We start from the raw sequence: 18,406 nt of genomic DNA, 5'->3' as shown, positions 1-18,406 counted from the left end.
GGTGATGAAACAATGAGAGAGGAAGAAAAGAAAACTTCTCAAGTCAAAAAACTTCAGCAGTTTTTTCGTAAACGCTGGGTGTTCCCTGCAATTTACTTAGTCAGTGCGGCCGTCATTTTAACAGCTGTCCTTTGGTATCAATCAGTATCAAATGATGAGGTAAAGGATCAGTTAGCTGATAACGGCGGAAACTCTGCATATGACAACAACGACGATGCAGTTGAAGTAGGAAAGTCAATGGAAAATGTCGCAATGCCGGTTGTTGATTCTGAAAACGTTTCTGTTGTGAAAAAGTTCTATGAAACCGATGCCGCAAAAGAAGAGAAAGAAGCAGCACTCGTTACCTATAATAACACGTACAGCCTAAGCAAAGGAATTGACTTAGCTGAGAAAGACGGAAAAGATTTCGATGTTTCTGCTTCTCTGAGCGGTACGGTTGTCAAAGCTGAAAAAGATCCAGTGCTGGGATATGTTGTGGAAGTTGAACATGCCGACGGTTTGTCGACTGTGTATCAATCCCTTTCTGAAGTAAGTGTTGAGCAAGGTGACAAAGTAAAACAAAACCAAGTGATCGGAAAATCTGGCAAGAACCTTTACAGTGAAGACAGCGGAAACCACGTGCACTTTGAAATCCGTAAAGATGGAGTCGCAATGAATCCGTTAAACTTTATGGACAAGCCGGTTTCTTCTATTGAAAAAGCAGCAGCTGCTGAAGAAAAAGCTGCCACACAAGAAACAGAAGAATCCATTCAGCAATCTTCCGAAAAAAAGGATGGATCAACTGAAAAAGGAACAGAAGAAAAGTCCGGTGAGAAAAAGGACGATTCAACTGACAAATCTGGTTCTAAAGAAAGCAGCACAACAGAAGACACTGAACAGTCTTAATCTAGAAAACGTCTATCCGTGTGATGGGCGTTTTTTTTGTTACTTTCTGCTTTATTTAATCGTCTATGTAGTTACACATAAGCACGTAGACTATAAAGGAGGTTATGTCATGAACCGCCTATTGCTTGCAGGCTGGATCTTTTTTATCCTGCTTTCTGTTTGTACGGAAAGCTTCAGCGGCATGGTCGTATCGCAAACGGTGGCTTTTCATTTTCAGCCGCACCCTGACCTGTCTCAATTTTTCGTTATGGATTTTACTGAGCTTACTGTACCTGAAGCGTGTATTCAAAAAATCGGGCACGCGTTTTCCTTCTTTGTGCTGACTTATTTGCTGTGGAAACAGCGGGGCAGCATAAGATCAGCTGCAGCCGGCTCATTCGCGTTTGCTTTTTTCACAGAAGTTCTTCAGCTTTTCTTCAGCAGGAACGGATGCATTCGGGATGTGCTCATCGATGCTGTTGGAATTGGATTGTTTTATGGATTATATGTGTTGGCGAAGCGGAGAATACAAGAGATGTATGAAAAATATTAAAGCCGGCTGTCTTGGTTAAAGACGCCGGCTTTTGTCTTTTTAGAAATTTTGATCGGTTGGTTTTTTCGTCAGTTTATTGATCATGGCTTCATAGATCCTCACGACCAAATCGACGAACGGGCGAAGCAGTTCTGAAAATCTAAAGAATAGGAACCCGATAATGATGGCGACAACGAGGCTGCCTAATACATCTACCGGATAGTGATGTCCCACCCAAATTCTCGAAAAGCCTGTCAAAAGCCCGAAAATGACAAGCGGCCAGCCGATTTTACGGTTTCTGAAAAGCATAGCGATAGAAATCGCTAATGCACCTGTCGTGTGGTCACTTGGAAATGAAGCATCCGCAGCATGCGGTATCAATGTATGCACAGTATGCGCAACGAACGGGCGCGGTTCGAAATAAACAAGTGTAATCAAATAGTTGATCACAAGACCTGCAATTCCTGTGATGCCTGCGTAAAGTACATTTTTTCTGCTTTGTGTGTTCCCGAACAGCCAGATCGCCAATAGGATAAGGGCATAGGCGACAATGGCATATTCCGTGATGAAGACCATAATAGAATCGAGAACGGAATTGTGATGAGATAGACCATGGATGGCTTTAAAAATTTCGTAGTTCAAATAATCACCTTTTACATTTTTAATAATAGACTCATTATACTCATAAAAAGTTTCAAATCAAAAAAGAGTTTGTCAGAAAGAATGACGCTTGAAGAGAATTCGAAGAGGGAGCGGTGTTTATGGGGGGCAAAAAAAGAGACCCGGAATTTCGGATCTCTTCTAAACCATTAAAGTGCTTCAGGTCCTTCTTCGCCTGTGCGGATGTTGATCGTATTGCTGATTTCATAGACAAATATTTTACCGTCACCCGGTGATCCTGTTTTCAGCACCCTTTTAGCGATCTCAGTCACTTGATCAACAGGCACCTTGCTGACCACAATTTCAATTTTTAGACGCTCATATACATTGCTTTCTATTTTTACCCCTCGATAGAGCTCCGTATGTGCTTTTTGAAGGCCGCAGCCGTGAACATTGGAGAAGGTGAGAGAGGTGACACCAATTTTTCCGAGTTCCTGCTTCAGCTTTTCAAAATTTGCCGGACGCGTTACAATTTCTACCTTGAACATTTGACCGCTCATAACGTCACTCCTCACATAGAATCTTGATATGCTTTTTCCCCGTGCATCGTTAAGTCAAGCCCAAGTGATTCTTCTTCTTCGGTTGCACGAAGGGGAAGGAAGAGGCTTACAAATTTAATAATAACGAAAGTGACAATAAATACAAAAACATAAGTGGCGGCTATCGCGAGAATTTGTTTCCAGATTAAGCTTGCGTCACCGTAGAATAACCCATTTGCTCCCGCTGAGTTAACAGAGGTTGTGGCGAATAATCCTGTCGCGATTCCGCCCCATGTCCCGCCGATCCCGTGCAGGCCAAAGGCGTCAAGCGCGTCATCGTATCCGAATTTCTTTTTCAGCGAGAATACACCCCAGAAACAGACGGCCCCGCCGATGATGCCAATAATAATGGAAGAAAACGGTGTGACAAATCCGGCTGCCGGCGTAATGGCGACAAGCCCGGCAATCGCGCCGGATACTGCTCCGAGCATTGTTGGTTTTTTGTTAATGATCCACTCAACTAAGATCCAGCCGGCAATTCCGGCTGCTGCCGCAGTATTTGTGTTGATGAAGGCATACATGGCCACGCCATCTAAGGTCAAAGCGCTGCCGACGTTAAAGCCGAACCAGCCGAACCAAATCAAGGCTCCTCCTAAGAAGGTGTAAATAAGGTTATGCGGAGAAGACACTGTGCCGTCTTTCCGCTTGCCGAGCACAATAGCGAGAACAAGGCCTGCCACACCGGAGGAAATATGAACAACGTTGCCGCCGGCGAAATCGAGCGCCCCAAGCTGGCCGATCCAGCCGCCGCCCCATACCCAATGCGCTACGGGTGTGTAAACCAAGGAGGACCATAAAACCGAGAATAAAAGAAAAGCGCCGAATCGCATCCGCTCTGCGAAAGCCCCGGAAATAATCGCTGTAGTCAGGACAGCGAACGTCATTTGGAACATCATGAATAACGAGTGGGGAATGGTATCGCTGTAATCTCCCGGATCAAATCCGACCCCTTTGAGGCCTGCCCACTCCAGTCCGCCGATGATGGAATTGCCTGGTGCGAAGGCAAGTGTATATCCGAACAGCACCCAAACGATGGAAACGATGGCAATGGAAGAGAAACTGTGCATGGCAGTGCTCAGCACATTTTTGCTTTTTACCATCCCTCCATAAAATAACGCTAATCCCGGGGTCATCAGCCACACGAGTAAAGCGCAAAAGAACATAAAAACTGTATCGCCCATTTGCATGTCTCATTCCTCCGTATCTTTCAGAATAAAAAGCAATTATTATAGTTCTTCATTATAGAGAAAAAAGAACGATAAAACATTTTCATGTAAGATTTCCTAACATGGTTTTTCAGGGAATGTTATCGAGGGATGGAAAGAAAGAAGAACAGCATTTTTTATGATATAAGACTTTATATCTATAAAAGAAGCTGTTCATATGAGCGGAAAAGGGAATTGACATTGATTAGAAAGCTCTATACTGTATTAAGTGTACTACATCAAATAATACACTGAGGCGGATGTATGATGAATAAAGGCGGCAGGTTGAGGAGAGCGGTATGTAAGTCGATTCCCGCGACGTTCCGATTGTTTTTAGCCTTTAATTTTTTTGTGTATGGTTTGGCGAAAGTGGTGATTGGCCAGTTTGGCGAGGTGACGCCTGAAATCGAGGCGGCTGCCGGGAAGGGGTTTACCATCGCGTGGACATTTTTCGGTTATTCTCATGTCTATGAATTGTTTATAGGTTTTGGTGAAATCCTAGCAGCTGTTTTATTACTGATTCCGCGAACGGCTGCATTAGGGGCAGTTATTTTTATGCCCATTATAGTGAACATCGTCTTGATTAACTATTGTTTTGATATTGGCGTGCAGGATCTTAGCACGATATTAATGGTTATGTGTCTCATCCTGCTTTGGGTGGACCGCCGCAAATTCATAGGCATTTTCAGGCAGGAACCGATAGACGGCAGGCAGGTGATGAAGTGATGACGCCCCTTATGATTACAGTGCTTGCCGGTTTGTTCGTATGCACAACTTGTTACTATTACATAAAAGAAAAATCATGAGAAAACGCTCCTTCTGAGAATTTCACAAGCATCAAAAAAGAACTTAGGCAGTGTGAAGAGTAAAATATGCGATGTGAGAAACACTAACAGCATCAGGAGGAGACGTATGATGAATACACTCAACATTGATTTTCAAAAAACAGCATTGGTGATCATTGATTTACAAAAGGGAATTGTGCCGATTGATCAAAGCGGTCAGGTTGTCCCGAATGCGAAAAAGCTTGTAGATGAATTTCGGAAACAGAACGGGTTCATCAGCTTTGTAAATGTAGCCTTTCATGATGGAGCCGACGCTCTAAAGCCGCAAACGGATGAGCCCGCGCAGGAAGGTTCAGGGGAGATGCCGGCGGACTGGGCTGAATTTGTTCCGGAAATCGGTGTGCAGGATGGAGATTACACGGTGACAAAACGGCAGTGGGGTGCGTTTTTTGGCACGGATTTAGACTTGCAGCTGAGACGCCGCGGCATTGATACGATTGTACTGTGCGGCATTGCAACGAACATCGGGGTGGAAAGTACAGCGCGCGAGGCGTTCCAGCTTGGCTATCAGCAAGTTTTCATCACAGATGCGATGTCCACGTTCAGCGAGGAAGAACATGAAGCCACACTGCGCTTTATTTTCCTGAGAATCGGTAAATCGCGGACAACGGAAGAATTTCTGGAACAAGTGAAATGATGTTATCGAAAAAAAGCCGGGCTGTATTTTTAACAGCGGTGGCTTCGGGAACAATGCTGAATCCGCTGAACTCATCTATGATTTCTCTCGCGCTCCATAGTATCCAGCATGAGTTTCGCCTCTCGTTTACAACGGTTTCTTGGCTGATTTCCTCGTTTTACCTGGCAAGTGCCGTAGCGCAGCCTGTAACGGGAAAGCTCGGTGATTTAATTGGGCGGAAACGCTTGTTTTTATTCGGGCTTATTCTTGTAGCGGTTTCAGCCATCGGAGCACCGTTTGCGCCAACATTTATGACATTATTGGTCATGCGGCTGTTTCAATCGGTGGGGAGCAGTGCGATTTATCCGTCAGGCGTCGGATTGATTCGGAATCATATTCATGAGCGCCAAGCTTCAGCCTTGGCTGTACTTTCTATCTTTGCGTCCGCCATGACGGCGCTGGGGCCGACAGTCGGCGGGTTTTTGATTGTGTGGGGCGGCTGGCCGGCGATCTTTATCGTTAATTTGCCGTTTATTATCCTCAGCTTCTTTTTGGGCCTGTATATGTTCCCGAAGGATCAGAAAAAAGGGGCAGGAATCAAAACGATTATTCGGCAGCTCGACATTCTTGGAATTGTTTTATTTGCCGGGGGAATCATTTTCCTTCTATCCTTCCTGCTGTCGTTCAGCACGTCGCCGCATGCGGTTGAAGGTGTGCTTGGCGTGCTTCTGCTCTGTGCGTTTGTCTGGCGCGAGCTGAAAACGGATAAGCCCTTCATTGATGTCCGTCTGTTTAAAACACAGCGAAACCTGTCAGCTGTATATGTTCAATTTATTTTGCTGAATGTTTTCTTCTATTGTTTATTTTTTGGTCTGCCAAGTTATTTTCAGGATGAAATGCATCTTTCTGTTCAAACGAGCGGCCTGTTTATGCTGTTTATGTCTGGAATGAGCATCATTGTGTCACCTGTTACGGGCAAATGGATCGACCGATCAGGTGTTGTCAAGCCAATCTTTGCTGGAGCGCTTTTGATGACGGCTGGAGCTGTGCTCTTAACCATCTTTTTTATCAATGTCGAGACCATCGGGAAAGGCCTCATTCTATCGCTCTTGGGCATAGGCTACGGACTGGGAAATGTCGCGCTTCAGGCAGCAATGCTGAAAACGAGTCCTTCCAACATGGTAGGAACGACTTCCGGACTGTTTCAAACCTGCCGTTACCTAGGATCGATTTTGTCTTCGGTGATCCTTGGCATTCTTTTTGGTAAAGAAATCACGGTAGCCCATTTTGATATGATGGGAATCATTATGATCATCACGGGCGGAGCAAGCCTATTAATGGCTGTGAGATTTGCTGCATTAATGAAAACTGCACCTTAATAAAGAGACGGGCTCTGAGGGTCTGTCTCTTTTTCTTGTTTAGGCTGTTCAAATACAAATAAGAAAATTGTACATCATAGCCAATGTTATTGTCTGATTCTTCAGTTATATTAAGTGACATCGAATGTCAGAAAACTGTACATGAAATGGAAAGCAGACAATATCGAAAGGGGAGCCGGCTATGAAATTAAAAGAGAGTCAGCAGCAATCCAACAGGTTGAGCAATGAAGATCTGGTGCCTTTGGGGCAGGAAAAACGGACATGGAGAGCAATGAACTTTGCGTCCATTTGGATGGGATGTATACATAATATACCGACATACGCGACGGTGGGAGGATTAATCGCGATCGGCCTTTCGCCTTGGCAGGTGCTGGCGATCATTATTACGGCATCGCTTATCTTATTTTGCGCTCTTGCCTTAAACGGCCATGCGGGGACAAAATACGGGCTGCCGTTTCCAGTGATCATCCGGGCTTCTTACGGGATATACGGCGCAAATATCCCCGCTCTTCTGAGGGCGTTTACAGCCATCATGTGGCTTGGCATCCAGACCTTTGCGGGCAGCACGGCACTGAACATTTTGCTTTTGAATATGTGGCCGGGCTGGGGTGAAATTGGCGGCGAGTGGAACATTCTCGGCATTCACTTGTCTGGTTTGCTTTCTTTTGTATTCTTTTGGGCCGTTCATTTACTCGTATTGCATCACGGCATGGAGTCAATTAAACGTTTTGAGGTATGGGCAGGGCCTTTAGTGTATCTGGTATTTGGCGGCATGGTATGGTGGGCCGTCGATATTGCCGGAGGATTGGGACCGATATACTCTCAGCCAGGAAAGTTCCATACGTTCTCAGAAACATTCTGGCCGTTTGCTGCCGGAGTGACCGGCATCATCGGCATCTGGGCGACATTAATTTTAAATATACCTGATTTTACACGGTTTGCTGAAACGCAAAAGGAGCAAATCAAAGGGCAATTTTACGGTTTGCCGGGAACATTCGCGCTGTTCGCTTTCGCCAGTATTACGGTGACCTCCGGCTCGCAGGTCGCGTTCGGAGAACCGATTTGGGATGTTGTCGATATTTTGGCGCGGTTTGATAACCCTTATGTCATCGTCTTGTCCGTCATCACGCTCTGCATCGCCACGATCTCTGTAAACGTCGCGGCGAACATCGTATCGCCCGCTTATGATATAGCGAATGCCCTGCCGAAATATATTAATTTCAAACGCGGCAGCTTTATCACAGCGTTGCTCGCTTTATTTACGGTTCCGTGGAAGCTGATGGAGAGTGCGACAAGCGTGTATGCGTTTCTCGGCTTAATAGGCGGCATGCTTGGACCGGTGGCAGGCGTGATGATGGCCGATTATTTTATCATTCGCAAACGTGAGCTCTCGGTAGATGACTTGTATTCCGAAACAGGACGGTATGTGTATTGGAAGGGCTACAATTACCGTGCGTTCGCAGCCACAATGTTAGGCGCGCTGATTTCGCTGATTGGCATGTATGTTCCTGCATTAAAGAGCTTATACGATATCTCTTGGTTTGTAGGTGTGCTGATCTCCTTTCTTTTCTACATTGTTCTGATGCGTGTTCACCCGCCTGCATCGTCGGCGATTGAAACGGTTGAACCTGCACAGGTCCGCCAGGCTGAATAAGATCTATATAAACGGTATATTTTCATATTTTTGAAATGGTTTTCCATAAATAGAGCATTTATAATGGTTTTAGAAATCTATTCTAAAACGAAATGGGAATCGAAAATGAGAAAAAGGTATTTTATTCTTTTGGCAGGTGTTTTAGCGCTGGGCATCCTTGCTTTCGTGTTTGATAAGACAAAAGCGAATGAGGAAAGAGATGAAGACTGCCTATATGTTTCGCCAAATGGCAGTGATCAAAATGAAGGAACAAAAGAAAAACCGTTTCGTACATTGGCACACGCATCTGAGAAGGCAGCTCCCGGCACAACCGTCATGATTCGGGAGGGCACATATCATGAAATCCTTGATGTGAAGCACAGCGGTACGGACGGAAAGCCTATCACGTTCCGAAACTATGAAAATGAAAACGTCGTGATTACCGGTGAATCCGTTGCGAACGCTGAATATGAAACACCGCTGATTCGCATTCACGATAAACATGACATTGCCATCAGCGGTTTAACGATTCAAGATCTTTCTGTTTCATCTGAGAAAGCAACTGCTATGGGGATTTATGTGTCAGGGTCCAGCAGTCATATCGCCATTAAGGATAATCATATCCAGGGTATTAAGACAACAGCGGATAAAGGAAATGCCCACGGAATCGCAGTTTATGGGACTGGCAGCATGAAGGACATCCGAATCGAGGACAATACAGTTGAGAAACTGACGCTTGGAGCGAGTGAAGCAGTTGTGCTGAACGGTAATATCGATGGCTTCACTGTTGCAGGCAATGTGGTCCGCAATAATAACAACATCGGGATTGACCTAATTGGTTATGAGGGAACCGCAGATAAAAACGATTACGTGCGAAACGGTGTCGTGGAAAACAATACGGTTTATCAAAACTCGACTTACGGCAATCCTGCCTATGGGGACGACTACTCAGCGGGCGGGATTTATGTCGATGGCGGAAACTTTATCGAGATTAAGAACAACACAGTTTACGATAACGATATTGGGATTGAAGCAACATCTGAACACAAAGGAAAGTATGCAAATGCCATTCAGATCACAGATAACAAAGTGTACAACAATGCGTACACCGGTATTTCAATCGGAGGATATGACAAAAAGCGGGGCGGCACCAGCAATTCTCTGATTGCCCGCAATATTATGTACCGGAATGACACAAAGGGACTGTACGGCGGACAGCTGCTGCTGCAGTACGATACGAAAAACAACACTATTGAAAAGAATATTTTGACGGCCGGTGATTCCAGATTATTTATCGGAAACGATTTTACTGAAAATGAAGGAAATACGGTCAATCATAACGTGTACCACAAGGAAGCGGATCAAGACGGCATATGGATGTGGAAAAAGAAAGAATATGATTCGTTTTCGTCGTATCGAAAAGCAACAAATAACGATTCGCAATCCATTTATGCCGATCCGATGTATCGTGATGAAGAGTCGTATGACTTTACGCTAGATCCTGATTCACCTGCGCGGAAAGTCATTGAATAATTGCTATAAGCGGCGTTCTCTCGTTCAATCGAGCGGGACGCCTTTTTTTATATGCAAAAAAGACTGCCGGCAAATCCCGGCAGCCTGAAATTTATTCTGCAATAGACACTTTTCCTTCAGCCTCAGCAGGTTTTCTTTGGCTCCACGTGTAGAGAAGCAGAGCAATTAAAACGAACAGACCCGCTGATAAATAAATGGCAGAGAAGCCGGCAGATGCTACAAACAATCCGAATACATACGATCCTACAGCAATTCCGCTGTCAAAGAAGGTAAAGAACGTTGCTGTTGCAAAACCTGAGCGGTGAGCCGGAGATTTCTGGATTGCCAATGTTTGCATACATGGAACGATTGATCCGTATCCAAGCCCGATAACCGCTCCTGAAAGCAGAAGCATCAAGCCGCTGTGTGTGAAGGACAGCATGCAGAGTCCCACAGAGAAAATCAGGATTGATGGGTAAATGACAATGCCAGGTCCGACTTTGTCGAACAGTTTCCCTGTGAACGGACGTGCAATCATCATTGTCACCGCAAAGCAAACAAAGAAATATCCGCTGATATCCGAAAGATCAACTGATTTGGCGAATACAGACAGATATGATGTAACAGTTGAATAACAGAAAGAAATAAACAAACCGACCGTCGCAATTTTGAGTGCGCCTTTTTCGAACATATCCGAGAACGCAAAACGGAATACAGTCGTGCCGCTGTCTTTACTTTGCGGCACTTTTATTAAGAACGAAACAAGTAAGCCCGCAACCATAAACAGCGCAAAGGCTGTAAAGAATACAGGGAAGCTGACCACCCTCATCAAATTCAGGCCAAGGAAAGGCCCGATCGCCATAGCCAGGTTCATGGACATGGCAAAGTATCCAAGCCCTTCACCGCGCCGTTTGGCTGGAATAATATCAGCGGCAATTGCACCTGTGACAGTCGTTAAAATGCTGAACCAAATCCCTTGGAAGAACCGCAATCCGAGCAGCAGGGAAAAGTTATGAATCGGCATATACAGAAAAGATGATAGGGCGAATAACGCCATCGATACAATCGCCATTCTTTTCTTTCCGAAACGCTCAATAATGGCCCCGGAGAATGGCCGAGTAATGATCGCAGACAGAAGGAACAGGCTGATTAAAAGCCCGCCTTGTGATTCTGTGCCGCCAAGCTCTTGAAGCGTATAGATCGGCAATACAGTTAAAAATGTATAAAAGAACACAAACACAAATAAATTGACAAGCAGGACCATAATAAAATCCTTGGTCCATATCGCATCCGCTTTTTTCAAATGTATGTCACTTCCTTATTATCATTGTTGTAAAAACATGCGGAATAAATGAGAAAAGGCTTCTTTATCTTCATCCCGGAAATCTGCAAGCAGCTCTTCCTCGAATTTCAGCATTTTCACATTGATTTCTTCGTATTTTTTCTCGGCTTCTTTGGTGAGGACAACAAGTTTTTCCCGTTTGTCTTCACCTTGCCGTCTCTGGACCCAGCCGTTCTCCTCCAGGCGTTTGATCGTCCGTGTGACAGTCGGCGCTTCCACATTTAAATAGGACCAAATCTCTTTTTGAGTCATTGGTCCGATCGTACGCAAACAATATAAAACTGACCATTGAGATGAATAAAGGCCGAATGGCTCCAACTGTTCATTGGCTTTCTTGGCAATCAGGCGGGCGCTTTGGTTGATTTGATGAATGAGGTGTCTGTTGACGTAGGTCATGTCTGTCTCCTTCTAAAAAACTTACCTAAGTAACTAATTGCTTATTTCATTCTACAGGAGCGATGAATAGATGTAAAGATGAAAATTTAGTGACGCGAAATAGTTTGCTGATGCTGAAAAAGTTCGTTTCACCCCTTGTCCTTATTGAGTTTTTAGCATATTCCCAAAAGAATGCTAATACACTGTTACAAACCTAACAAAGAGAGTGTTTGAGGTGAGGGATCGTGGGCATATTTCACAAACTTAGTTTTAAAACCATACAACAAAGAAGCGGCATAATGAATGACTCTTTACAGAATACGGATCTCATTTCACACTTCTCACATCCATTTTAGGGAGGTCGAGTGGTGTGCACGATTACATCAAAGAGCGAACAATCAAGATAGGGAAGTACATCGTGGAGACAAAGAAAACCGTTCGTGTCATTGCGAAGGAATTTGGTGTTTCCAAAAGTACAGTACACAAGGATTTAACAGAGCGTCTGCCTGAAATTAACCCTGACTTGGCAAACGAAGTGAAAGAAATACTCGATTATCATAAATCCATCAGGCATTTAAGAGGAGGAGAAGCGACAAAACTCAAATATAAAAAAGATGAAATACTCGAGGGAGAGCCTGTTCAGCAATCGTAATCGCCTGGCGTTGTCTTCTTGAAATCGTTCATAAAACATCCGCAAAAATTTGTAAAGAACTTAATGTGCTTCCAACTTTTTTTCTATATTTTATGATAATATATATAATTAGGGCACAATGTGGATATTTACTGTGAAACAGATTTTCAAGGAGGATATAAATAGATGTTTGCAAGGGATATTGGTATTGACCTCGGTACTGCAAATGTACTGATCCATGTTAAAGGTAAAGGAATTGTTCTGAATGAACCTTCCGTAGTTGCACTTGATAAAAACAGCGGCAAAGTGCTGGCGGTTGGCGAAGAGGCAAGACGAATGGTTGGACGTACACCTGGGAATATTGTTGCGATTCGCCCGCTGAAAGACGGAGTTATTGCTGACTTTGAAGTAACAGAAGCAATGCTGAAACATTTTATTAACAAGCTAAATGTAAAAGGCCTGTTTTCAAAGCCGCGCATGCTCATTTGCTGCCCGACGAATATTACATCTGTTGAGCAAAAAGCAATCAAAGAAGCTGCAGAAAAAAGCGGCGGGAAACATGTATACCTTGAAGAAGAACCTAAAGTTGCCGCTATCGGCGCGGGTATGGAAATATTCCAGCCAAGCGGTAACATGGTTGTAGACATCGGAGGCGGTACGACGGATATCGCGGTTATTTCAATGGGCGATATTGTCACCTCCTCTTCTATTAAAATGGCTGGGGACAAGTTTGACATGGAAATCTTAAATTATATCAAACGCGAGTACAAGCTGCTGATCGGTGAACGTACTGCGGAGGATATTAAGATTAAAGTCGCAACGGTTTTCCCAGACGCACGTCACGAGGAAATTTCCATTCGCGGACGGGACATGGTTTCCGGTCTTCCAAGAACAATTACAGTCAACAGTAAAGAAGTTGAAGAAGCCCTTCGTGAATCTGTCGCTGTTATTGTTCAGGCTGCGAAACAAGTGCTTGAAAGAACACCGCCTGAACTTTCTGCTGATATTATCGACCGCGGCGTTATTATTACCGGCGGAGGCGCGCTCTTAAACGGTCTTGACCAGCTGCTTGCCGAAGAGCTGAGGGTACCGGTCCTCGTTGCTGAAAATCCTATGGATTGCGTAGCCATCGGCACAGGTGTCATGCTTGATAATATGGACAAGCTTCCTAAACGCAAACTAAGCTGATTTCACAAACCTCATTCTGAAAAAGAATGAGGTTTTTTTATGAAAAGCCTTCACGAAAAGATATTAAATGACGATAATAGGATAAAATACTGATTTTCATTATAGAACAAACGTTCCTATATGACAACTGGAAAAAATGCCATTTTTAGAGGTGGAAAATTTGTTAAAAGGATTATATACAGCAACATCCGCAATGATTGCCCAGCAAAGAAGAACGGAAATGCTTTCAAATAACATTGCAAACGCAAATACATCAGGATATAAAGCTGATCAAGGCTCGATGCGAGCGTTCCCTGAGATGCTGCTCAGCAGAATTGAATCAAAATCTCCGGCCGGAACATCGAGGACGGAAATCGGTTCCGTGAATACGGGAGTGTACATGCAGGAGCTTAAGCCACTCCTTACACAGGGGAGCCTGAAGTCTACAGAACAGCCTACAGACATTGCATTGGTCGAAAATCAAGTTCCGATCAATGCGGAAACCAATGAAAACGCGGCTCTTTTTTATCCGGTTCAAACAGCGGATGGAATCCGTTATTCAAAAAGCAGCACATTTTCACTAAATGAGAATAATCAGCTGACGATCAACGGACGCCCTGTTTTATCGACGGATGGCCAGCCAATTACTGTTGATAATGAGAATTTCACTGTGTCTGAAAATGGTACTGTGACAACAAACGGACGGACAGCCGGCCAGATTGATGTCAGAATGGCGGAAGATGTCCGCAATCTGAAAAGGGACGGAAACGATTTGTACAGCACGGCGGACGGCAATGATCTGCCAAGCGCAGCTGGAAATAATCAAGTATCCTATTCATTAAAACAAGGCATCTCAGAGCTTTCAAACGTGGATGTGACGAGCGCCTATACAGAAATGACTGAAGCGTACAGATCGTTTGAGGCGAATCAGAAGGTTATTCAGGCTTACGATAAAAGTATGGATAAAGCAGCGAATGAAATCGGAAAAATTTAAGATAACGGAAGAAAAAAACGGGGGACATGAACCATGCTCAGGTCAATGCTAACGGCATCAACAACCTTAAACCAGCTGCAGCAGCAGATTGACACAATCAGCAGCAACCTTTCAAACAGCAACACAACCGGCTATAAGGCAAAAGATACGAATTTTTCTGAGCTTGTCAGACAGCAATTCGATCAGGTTGATGAAAAAAACGAGGAAGTGGCAAAAGCCCGAAAAACGCCGCCCGGCTTGCGCCTTGGCGTCGGAGCGATGATGAATTCACGCCTTGTCTCTGATCAAGGAAGCGTTCAGAAGACGGATCGTGATCTTGATATCGCGTTTACGTCACCATACCAATATCTTCAGGTGAATGTAAATGGAAACCGCCAGTATACGAGAGACGGAGCATTATATTTAACGCCTTCAGCCAATAATGCCAACCAGCTTCAGCTCGTTACTGGAAATGGGTATCCGGTTCTTGATGAAAAAGGCAATACAGTGAACATCGACAGTTCAATGAAGAATATCACCATCAATAAGAACGGCACGTTAACCGCCTCTAACGGAAATGCGGTTCAGCGGTTTAACCTTGGGGTTGTCCAAGTGAATAACCCTCAAGAGCTGAAATCGGAAGGGAATAACCTTTTCTCTATTGATAATGCGGCAGCTTTTGAAGAGCTGAATGGCGCAAATAGACAAAACATTGGCATGCAGCAGGGCTCACTTGAGATGTCCAATGTCGATATTTCAGAACAAATGACAGATTTGATTACGTCTCAGCGTTCATATCAGCTGAACAGCAGAACGATCACAATGGGAGATCAAATGCTGGGTTTAATCAATTCAGTCAGATAATAAGAAAATGGGCGTTTTCACTCAGCCGCGCATGATAAAAAAAGCGGCTTTTTCGAAATCGTCCTTTTTTTTGTAGTATTCCGTAATATCTTCTAGCAGGACTTCTAAATCCACCCACGCCTCGATTTTTTCTAATTCAATCACATATTCGAGCAGCTGCTCATAGGGATCTTCCACTGAGGTGTAGAGTGCTTCAAGCGTTTTTAATTTTAAATAAATGGTTTGAATGTCTACCTTTTCAGATAATTCTTTTCCTTTTTGAAGGACGGCTTTAGCTTCTGTGATGTTACCTGTTTTAAACAGCGCTCTGACAGACTCGTACACACAGTGCAGATACGAGACGGGAGAATTCGTTTCAAATTCTCGATTCCTTAATACTTTTTTAAAGTAAAGAAGCGCTTCCTGGTCTTTTTTCTCGGTTGCTTTTAAAAAGCCAAGGTTATAATAAGCGTGGCATAGCAGGTTTTCGTCATGTAGTTGCTGGGTTTTGTTAATGATTTCTTTGAAAAGCTGTTCAGCTTTTTCATAGCGTTCTTGATCAATATAATTCACGGCAAGCAAAAGTTTACAGGTGATTACCTTTTTGATATAGCCGAATTGGTGCAAATAGATGTGTAATGCTTTTTTGACGTATTGGATGGAAAGCGGCGGTGATTTCATCAAGTAATAGGCGCCGGCGGTTTGATAATATAAATCAGCGGCTTCAAACGTATTTTGAATGGCGGCCAGGTACTGTTCAGCTTTTTTAAAATGATGTACTGCATGTTTCGGAGCTGTTTTTACCATTTCATATAATCCAGAGAAAAAATACAGATAGTACTTCAATTCATCATCCATTTTGTCTTCCAAGCCATATAGGTCATCGAACAATGAATCGAGTCCGTTCTGGTTTTCAAAAAGCAGCTGATGGCGGGCCTGAAACAATTGATAACGCATCCAAAGCTTTGTGTTCTTTTTGATCTTCGGAAGGTGCTGGTCAATTTTCTCTTTCAGTGTGCAAACGTGATTCATTTTGCGTTTGCTCATTGCGGAATACCACTCGTCTAACATGTTTAGCATTCTTTTTTCAATAAACTTCGAAATCATTTTCCTACCTCTTTGCTATTGGTAAAATCTATAATTATCATATCATAACTTTTGACGGCTCTCATTGACAGTTGGTTACATAGTTAGTGCAGTTGAAAAAGAGATTAATTCATAATATACTTTTCAAATGTACAGATTGGATCTTTGATGATTGCTATACATACTAATGCAGATGAAGGAGATGTCAAGACAATGCTTGATACTCAGCAAATTAAAGAAATTATTCCTCACCGTTATCCGTTTTTGCTTGTGGATCGGATTACGGAAGTTGAAGAAGGCAAACGGGCGAAAGGCTATAAAAATGTAACCGCAAATGAAGAGTTCTTTAACGGACATTTTCCTCAGTATCCGGTTATGCCCGGCGTATTAATCGTAGAAGCGCTTGCTCAAGTTGGAGCTGTTGCGATGCTGATTAAAGAAGAAAACCGCGGCAGACTGGCTTTTTTTGCAGGCATTGATAACTGCCGCTTTAAAAAACAAGTCAAGCCTGGTGACCAGCTTCACCTAGAGGTTGAAATCATTCGTGCCCGCGGCACAATCGGGCGCGGAAAAGGCGTTGCCACAGTTGATGGCGAAGTCGTTTGCGAAGTTGAACTGACTTTTGCCCTCGGAGAATAAATGAAAAAAGGCAGATGGCCAGGGGCACATTTGTCTTTTTCTTTACAAAAATAGAAAAGCAGGTGATTGTATGTGGAATGAATTTAAAGCCTTTGCCATGCGGGGAAATATCGTAGACCTAGCGATTGGTGTTGTGATAGGCGGCGCTTTCGGCAAGATTGTCACATCTCTAGTAAATGATATCATTATGCCTTTGGTCGGTTTGCTGCTGGGAGGGCTTGACTTCTCAGGCCTGTCGTTTACGTTTGGCGACGCTGTAGTGAAGTATGGCAGCTTTATACAGACGATTGTGAACTTCTTAATTATATCGTTCTCCATTTTTATCGTCATTCGGACTTTGAATGGGTTAAGGCGCAAAAAAGAAGCAGCAGAAGAAGAGGCGGCGGAGGAAGCTGCGGATGCGCAGGAGGAGCTGCTGAAAGAAATCAGAGACCTGCTGAAGCAGCAAACGAAGTCACCGGAATAAAAAAGATGCCGTTAGAAACGGCGTCTTTTTTTTATCTCTATTTTCATTTAGGTGCTCCTCAGTCCCGCGGGGCTTTCCGTTGTTTCAGCGAGATGAATGAGCATTGAGACTGAGGTGCCTGCATCCGGATTGCTGCTGATCATCAACTCGCTTCCGCAAAAATGTTTCAGCCGCTGATTGATATTCTTTAATCCGACGCTGCGATCGAAATCCGCAGATAAGAGATCTTTTTGTTTTTCCGGATGCATCCCCGCACCGTTATCCTCTACTTTAATGTAATACTCATTTTTGCTTTGTTTTTTAGCTGTCAGTTTGATCCATCCTCCGCCTCTTTTCTTGCTGACACCGTGAAGAACGGCATTTTCCACCAAGGGCTGAATCATTAAAGGCGGAAGGATAAAGTCGATGTCTTCATCTATATCGAAAAGAACCTCAAGCCGATTGCCGAATCGCGTTTTTTCTATAGAAAGGTAGGAATTGATAATCGAAAGCTCATGTCTGAAGGAACTGATGGCAGATGTATTTTGAAAGTCAAAACTCATTCTCAAATAGTTGGTAAATTCCTCTGTTACCTCCCGGGCCTTTTCAATATCCAAATGCGTGAGAGAAATAATCGTGTTTAAGACATTATAAAGAAAATGAGGCTTGATTTGCGATTGGAGAAATGCCATTTCCATTCTTGTCGCTTGATTTGCTGTATGTTTCATCATGATCAGGTTTTGAATACGCGCCATAAATTCAGAGTAATGATAAGGTTTTTGCAAAATGTCATTCGCTCCGGCATGAAACGCCTTGTATTTGTCATGGCCGATAATGGCTGCTGTAATCATCAGAACCGGGAGATCGACCATGCTGAATCGTTCGCGAATTTTCATACAGACTTCAAAACCAGTCATATCCGGCATCATCAAGTCCAAAATAACCAAATCAAGCTTCGTGCAAGAGATGATTTCTAATGCTTCCTTTCCATTCTTCGCAGCAATCACATTGTAGGGTACACCTTCAAGCATATCGCTCAAAATTTTCAAACTATCAATGTTATCATCGACTATCAGAATGGTTGGAGCGTCAATACGCTCAGAGTAATAAGGTGTGCTAA

General features: G+C 43.7%; 21 protein-coding genes. 14 read left to right on the top strand and 7 right to left on the bottom strand.

Annotation, left to right across the window (positions count from 1 at the left end; all coding sequences use genetic code 11):
* The first annotated feature begins 12 nt into the window (after window positions 1-12).
* Together spoIIQ and JQX68_RS18730 are read left to right on the top strand one after the other, a co-directional pair.
* Window positions 13-885, top strand: a complete 873-nt coding sequence (spoIIQ, locus tag JQX68_RS18735; RefSeq protein WP_014481160.1) for a stage II sporulation protein SpoIIQ — start codon at window positions 13-15, stop codon at window positions 883-885.
* 109 nt (window positions 886-994) lie between these two features.
* Window positions 995-1,417: a VanZ family protein gene (locus tag JQX68_RS18730; protein WP_147772638.1), complete on the top strand. Its 423-nt coding sequence runs from the start codon at window positions 995-997 to the stop codon at window positions 1,415-1,417.
* Window positions 1,418-1,456: 39 nt separating this feature from the next.
* On the opposite strand, the gene bcrC is transcribed toward JQX68_RS18730, so the two are convergent.
* The 3 genes from bcrC to amtB form a co-directional block, all read right to left on the bottom strand.
* Window positions 1,457-2,038 (bottom strand): undecaprenyl-diphosphate phosphatase BcrC, encoded by a 582-nt coding sequence (gene bcrC, locus JQX68_RS18725; RefSeq protein ID WP_014665679.1) that lies wholly within the window; start codon window positions 2,036-2,038, stop codon window positions 1,457-1,459.
* Window positions 2,039-2,205: 167 nt separating this feature from the next.
* Window positions 2,206-2,556 carry a P-II family nitrogen regulator gene (locus JQX68_RS18720; protein WP_014665678.1) on the bottom strand — a complete coding sequence of 117 codons (351 nt, stop codon included), beginning with the start codon at window positions 2,554-2,556 and terminating at the stop codon, window positions 2,206-2,208.
* A gap of 11 nt (window positions 2,557-2,567) precedes the next feature.
* Entirely contained in the window at window positions 2,568-3,782 is a 1,215-nt protein-coding gene (gene amtB / locus JQX68_RS18715) for an ammonium transporter AmtB (protein WP_103031148.1), read from the bottom strand.
* Between the two features lie 282 nt (window positions 3,783-4,064).
* Here amtB and JQX68_RS18710 point away from each other — a divergent pair, with 282 nt between their 5' ends.
* From JQX68_RS18710 to JQX68_RS18690, 5 genes are all read left to right on the top strand, one after another.
* On the top strand, window positions 4,065-4,526 hold the full coding sequence (locus JQX68_RS18710) for a hypothetical protein (protein ID WP_147772636.1): 462 nt from the start codon (window positions 4,065-4,067) through the stop codon (window positions 4,524-4,526).
* A 186-nt stretch (window positions 4,527-4,712) separates the two neighbouring features.
* A complete protein-coding gene (locus tag JQX68_RS18705; RefSeq protein WP_205440379.1) occupies window positions 4,713-5,282 on the top strand; it encodes an isochorismatase family protein in 570 nt (189 codons plus the stop codon).
* Window positions 5,282-6,640, top strand: coding sequence for an MFS transporter (locus tag JQX68_RS18700; RefSeq protein ID WP_205440651.1), 1,359 nt, complete (start codon window positions 5,282-5,284; stop codon window positions 6,638-6,640). Before JQX68_RS18705 ends, JQX68_RS18700 begins: the two co-directional genes overlap by 1 nt.
* A 181-nt stretch (window positions 6,641-6,821) precedes the next feature.
* A complete protein-coding gene (pucI, locus tag JQX68_RS18695) occupies window positions 6,822-8,294 on the top strand; it encodes an allantoin permease (RefSeq protein WP_148343280.1) in 1,473 nt (490 codons plus the stop codon).
* Window positions 8,295-8,399: 105 nt separating this feature from the next.
* On the top strand, window positions 8,400-9,806 hold the full coding sequence (locus JQX68_RS18690; RefSeq protein WP_205440378.1) for a right-handed parallel beta-helix repeat-containing protein: 1,407 nt from the start codon (window positions 8,400-8,402) through the stop codon (window positions 9,804-9,806).
* Between the two features lie 91 nt (window positions 9,807-9,897).
* Here the strand turns inward: JQX68_RS18690 and JQX68_RS18685 are convergent, their stop codons facing one another.
* Together JQX68_RS18685 and JQX68_RS18680 are read right to left on the bottom strand one after the other, a co-directional pair.
* Window positions 9,898-11,088, bottom strand: a complete 1,191-nt coding sequence (locus tag JQX68_RS18685; protein WP_069838547.1) for an MFS transporter — start codon at window positions 11,086-11,088, stop codon at window positions 9,898-9,900.
* Between the two features lie 21 nt (window positions 11,089-11,109).
* The gene (locus JQX68_RS18680) at window positions 11,110-11,523 is read right to left on the bottom strand and encodes a MarR family winged helix-turn-helix transcriptional regulator (RefSeq protein WP_003235672.1); all 414 of its coding nucleotides are present in this window, start codon (window positions 11,521-11,523) and stop codon (window positions 11,110-11,112) included.
* 224 nt (window positions 11,524-11,747) lie between these two features.
* Between JQX68_RS18680 and JQX68_RS18675 the strand changes: the two genes are divergently transcribed.
* From JQX68_RS18675 to flhP, 5 genes are all read left to right on the top strand, one after another.
* The gene (locus JQX68_RS18675; RefSeq protein ID WP_082032944.1) at window positions 11,748-11,858 is read left to right on the top strand and encodes a protein usd; all 111 of its coding nucleotides are present in this window, start codon (window positions 11,748-11,750) and stop codon (window positions 11,856-11,858) included.
* A gap of 14 nt (window positions 11,859-11,872) precedes the next feature.
* The gene (gene spoIIID, locus JQX68_RS18670) at window positions 11,873-12,154 is read left to right on the top strand and encodes a sporulation transcriptional regulator SpoIIID (RefSeq protein ID WP_003221804.1); all 282 of its coding nucleotides are present in this window, start codon (window positions 11,873-11,875) and stop codon (window positions 12,152-12,154) included.
* 165 nt (window positions 12,155-12,319) lie between these two features.
* Complete coding sequence (gene mbl / locus JQX68_RS18665) at window positions 12,320-13,321, top strand: cell shape-determining protein Mbl (protein ID WP_014665668.1); 1,002 nt, start codon at window positions 12,320-12,322, stop codon at window positions 13,319-13,321.
* Window positions 13,322-13,481: 160 nt separating this feature from the next.
* The gene (gene flhO / locus JQX68_RS18660; RefSeq protein WP_014665667.1) at window positions 13,482-14,294 is read left to right on the top strand and encodes a flagellar hook-basal body complex protein FlhO; all 813 of its coding nucleotides are present in this window, start codon (window positions 13,482-13,484) and stop codon (window positions 14,292-14,294) included.
* Between the two features lie 33 nt (window positions 14,295-14,327).
* Entirely contained in the window at window positions 14,328-15,137 is an 810-nt protein-coding gene (gene flhP / locus JQX68_RS18655; RefSeq protein ID WP_014665666.1) for a flagellar hook-basal body complex protein FlhP, read from the top strand.
* A gap of 21 nt (window positions 15,138-15,158) precedes the next feature.
* Here flhP and rapD read toward each other — a convergent pair whose 3' ends face one another.
* On the bottom strand, window positions 15,159-16,223 hold the full coding sequence (rapD, locus tag JQX68_RS18650) for an aspartate phosphatase RapD (protein WP_103031146.1): 1,065 nt from the start codon (window positions 16,221-16,223) through the stop codon (window positions 15,159-15,161).
* 192 nt (window positions 16,224-16,415) lie between these two features.
* On the opposite strand from rapD, the gene fabZ reads away from it, so the two are divergent.
* Both fabZ and mscL read left to right on the top strand, forming a co-directional pair.
* On the top strand, window positions 16,416-16,841 hold the full coding sequence (gene fabZ, locus JQX68_RS18645) for a 3-hydroxyacyl-ACP dehydratase FabZ (protein ID WP_003221796.1): 426 nt from the start codon (window positions 16,416-16,418) through the stop codon (window positions 16,839-16,841).
* A 70-nt stretch (window positions 16,842-16,911) separates the two neighbouring features.
* Entirely contained in the window at window positions 16,912-17,307 is a 396-nt protein-coding gene (gene mscL / locus JQX68_RS18640) for a large conductance mechanosensitive channel protein MscL (RefSeq protein ID WP_014665664.1), read from the top strand.
* A gap of 47 nt (window positions 17,308-17,354) precedes the next feature.
* Here mscL and JQX68_RS21800 read toward each other — a convergent pair whose 3' ends face one another.
* Window positions 17,355-18,317: a histidine kinase gene (locus JQX68_RS21800; RefSeq protein WP_240345578.1), complete on the bottom strand. Its 963-nt coding sequence runs from the start codon at window positions 18,315-18,317 to the stop codon at window positions 17,355-17,357.
* Window positions 18,318-18,406: the final 89 nt, after the last annotated feature.

Origin of the sequence: Bacillus sp. LJBS06, from assembly GCF_016924995.1 — a bacterium.
In the GTDB taxonomy this organism is placed as follows: Bacteria; Bacillota; Bacilli; order Bacillales; family Bacillaceae; genus Bacillus; species Bacillus stercoris.
This window is presented reverse-complemented; position numbering and strand designations above follow the sequence as displayed.

Excerpts from the sequence above, each read along its gene's own strand:
- spoIIQ (WP_014481160.1), top strand. The coding sequence starts at position 13 with ATGAGAGAGGAAGAAAAGAAAACTTCTCAAGTCAAAAAACTTCAGCAG.
- JQX68_RS18720 (WP_014665678.1), bottom strand. The coding sequence starts at position 2,556 with ATGAGCGGTCAAATGTTCAAGGTAGAAATTGTAACGCGTCCGGCAAAT.
- JQX68_RS18690 (WP_205440378.1), top strand. The coding sequence starts at position 8,400 with ATGAGAAAAAGGTATTTTATTCTTTTGGCAGGTGTTTTAGCGCTGGGC.
- mbl (WP_014665668.1), top strand. The coding sequence starts at position 12,320 with ATGTTTGCAAGGGATATTGGTATTGACCTCGGTACTGCAAATGTACTG.
- mscL (WP_014665664.1), top strand. The coding sequence starts at position 16,912 with ATGTGGAATGAATTTAAAGCCTTTGCCATGCGGGGAAATATCGTAGAC.
- JQX68_RS18710 (WP_147772636.1), top strand. The coding sequence starts at position 4,065 with ATGATGAATAAAGGCGGCAGGTTGAGGAGAGCGGTATGTAAGTCGATT.
- pucI (WP_148343280.1), top strand. The coding sequence starts at position 6,822 with ATGAAATTAAAAGAGAGTCAGCAGCAATCCAACAGGTTGAGCAATGAA.
- flhP (WP_014665666.1), top strand. The coding sequence starts at position 14,328 with ATGCTCAGGTCAATGCTAACGGCATCAACAACCTTAAACCAGCTGCAG.
- JQX68_RS18700 (WP_205440651.1), top strand. The coding sequence starts at position 5,282 with ATGTTATCGAAAAAAAGCCGGGCTGTATTTTTAACAGCGGTGGCTTCG.
- JQX68_RS18705 (WP_205440379.1), top strand. The coding sequence starts at position 4,713 with ATGATGAATACACTCAACATTGATTTTCAAAAAACAGCATTGGTGATC.
- rapD (WP_103031146.1), bottom strand. The coding sequence starts at position 16,223 with ATGATTTCGAAGTTTATTGAAAAAAGAATGCTAAACATGTTAGACGAG.
- fabZ (WP_003221796.1), top strand. The coding sequence starts at position 16,416 with ATGCTTGATACTCAGCAAATTAAAGAAATTATTCCTCACCGTTATCCG.
- JQX68_RS18680 (WP_003235672.1), bottom strand. The coding sequence starts at position 11,523 with ATGACCTACGTCAACAGACACCTCATTCATCAAATCAACCAAAGCGCC.
- amtB (WP_103031148.1), bottom strand. The coding sequence starts at position 3,782 with ATGCAAATGGGCGATACAGTTTTTATGTTCTTTTGCGCTTTACTCGTG.
- JQX68_RS21800 (WP_240345578.1), bottom strand. The coding sequence starts at position 18,317 with ATGCTTGAAGGTGTACCCTACAATGTGATTGCTGCGAAGAATGGAAAG.
- JQX68_RS18730 (WP_147772638.1), top strand. The coding sequence starts at position 995 with ATGAACCGCCTATTGCTTGCAGGCTGGATCTTTTTTATCCTGCTTTCT.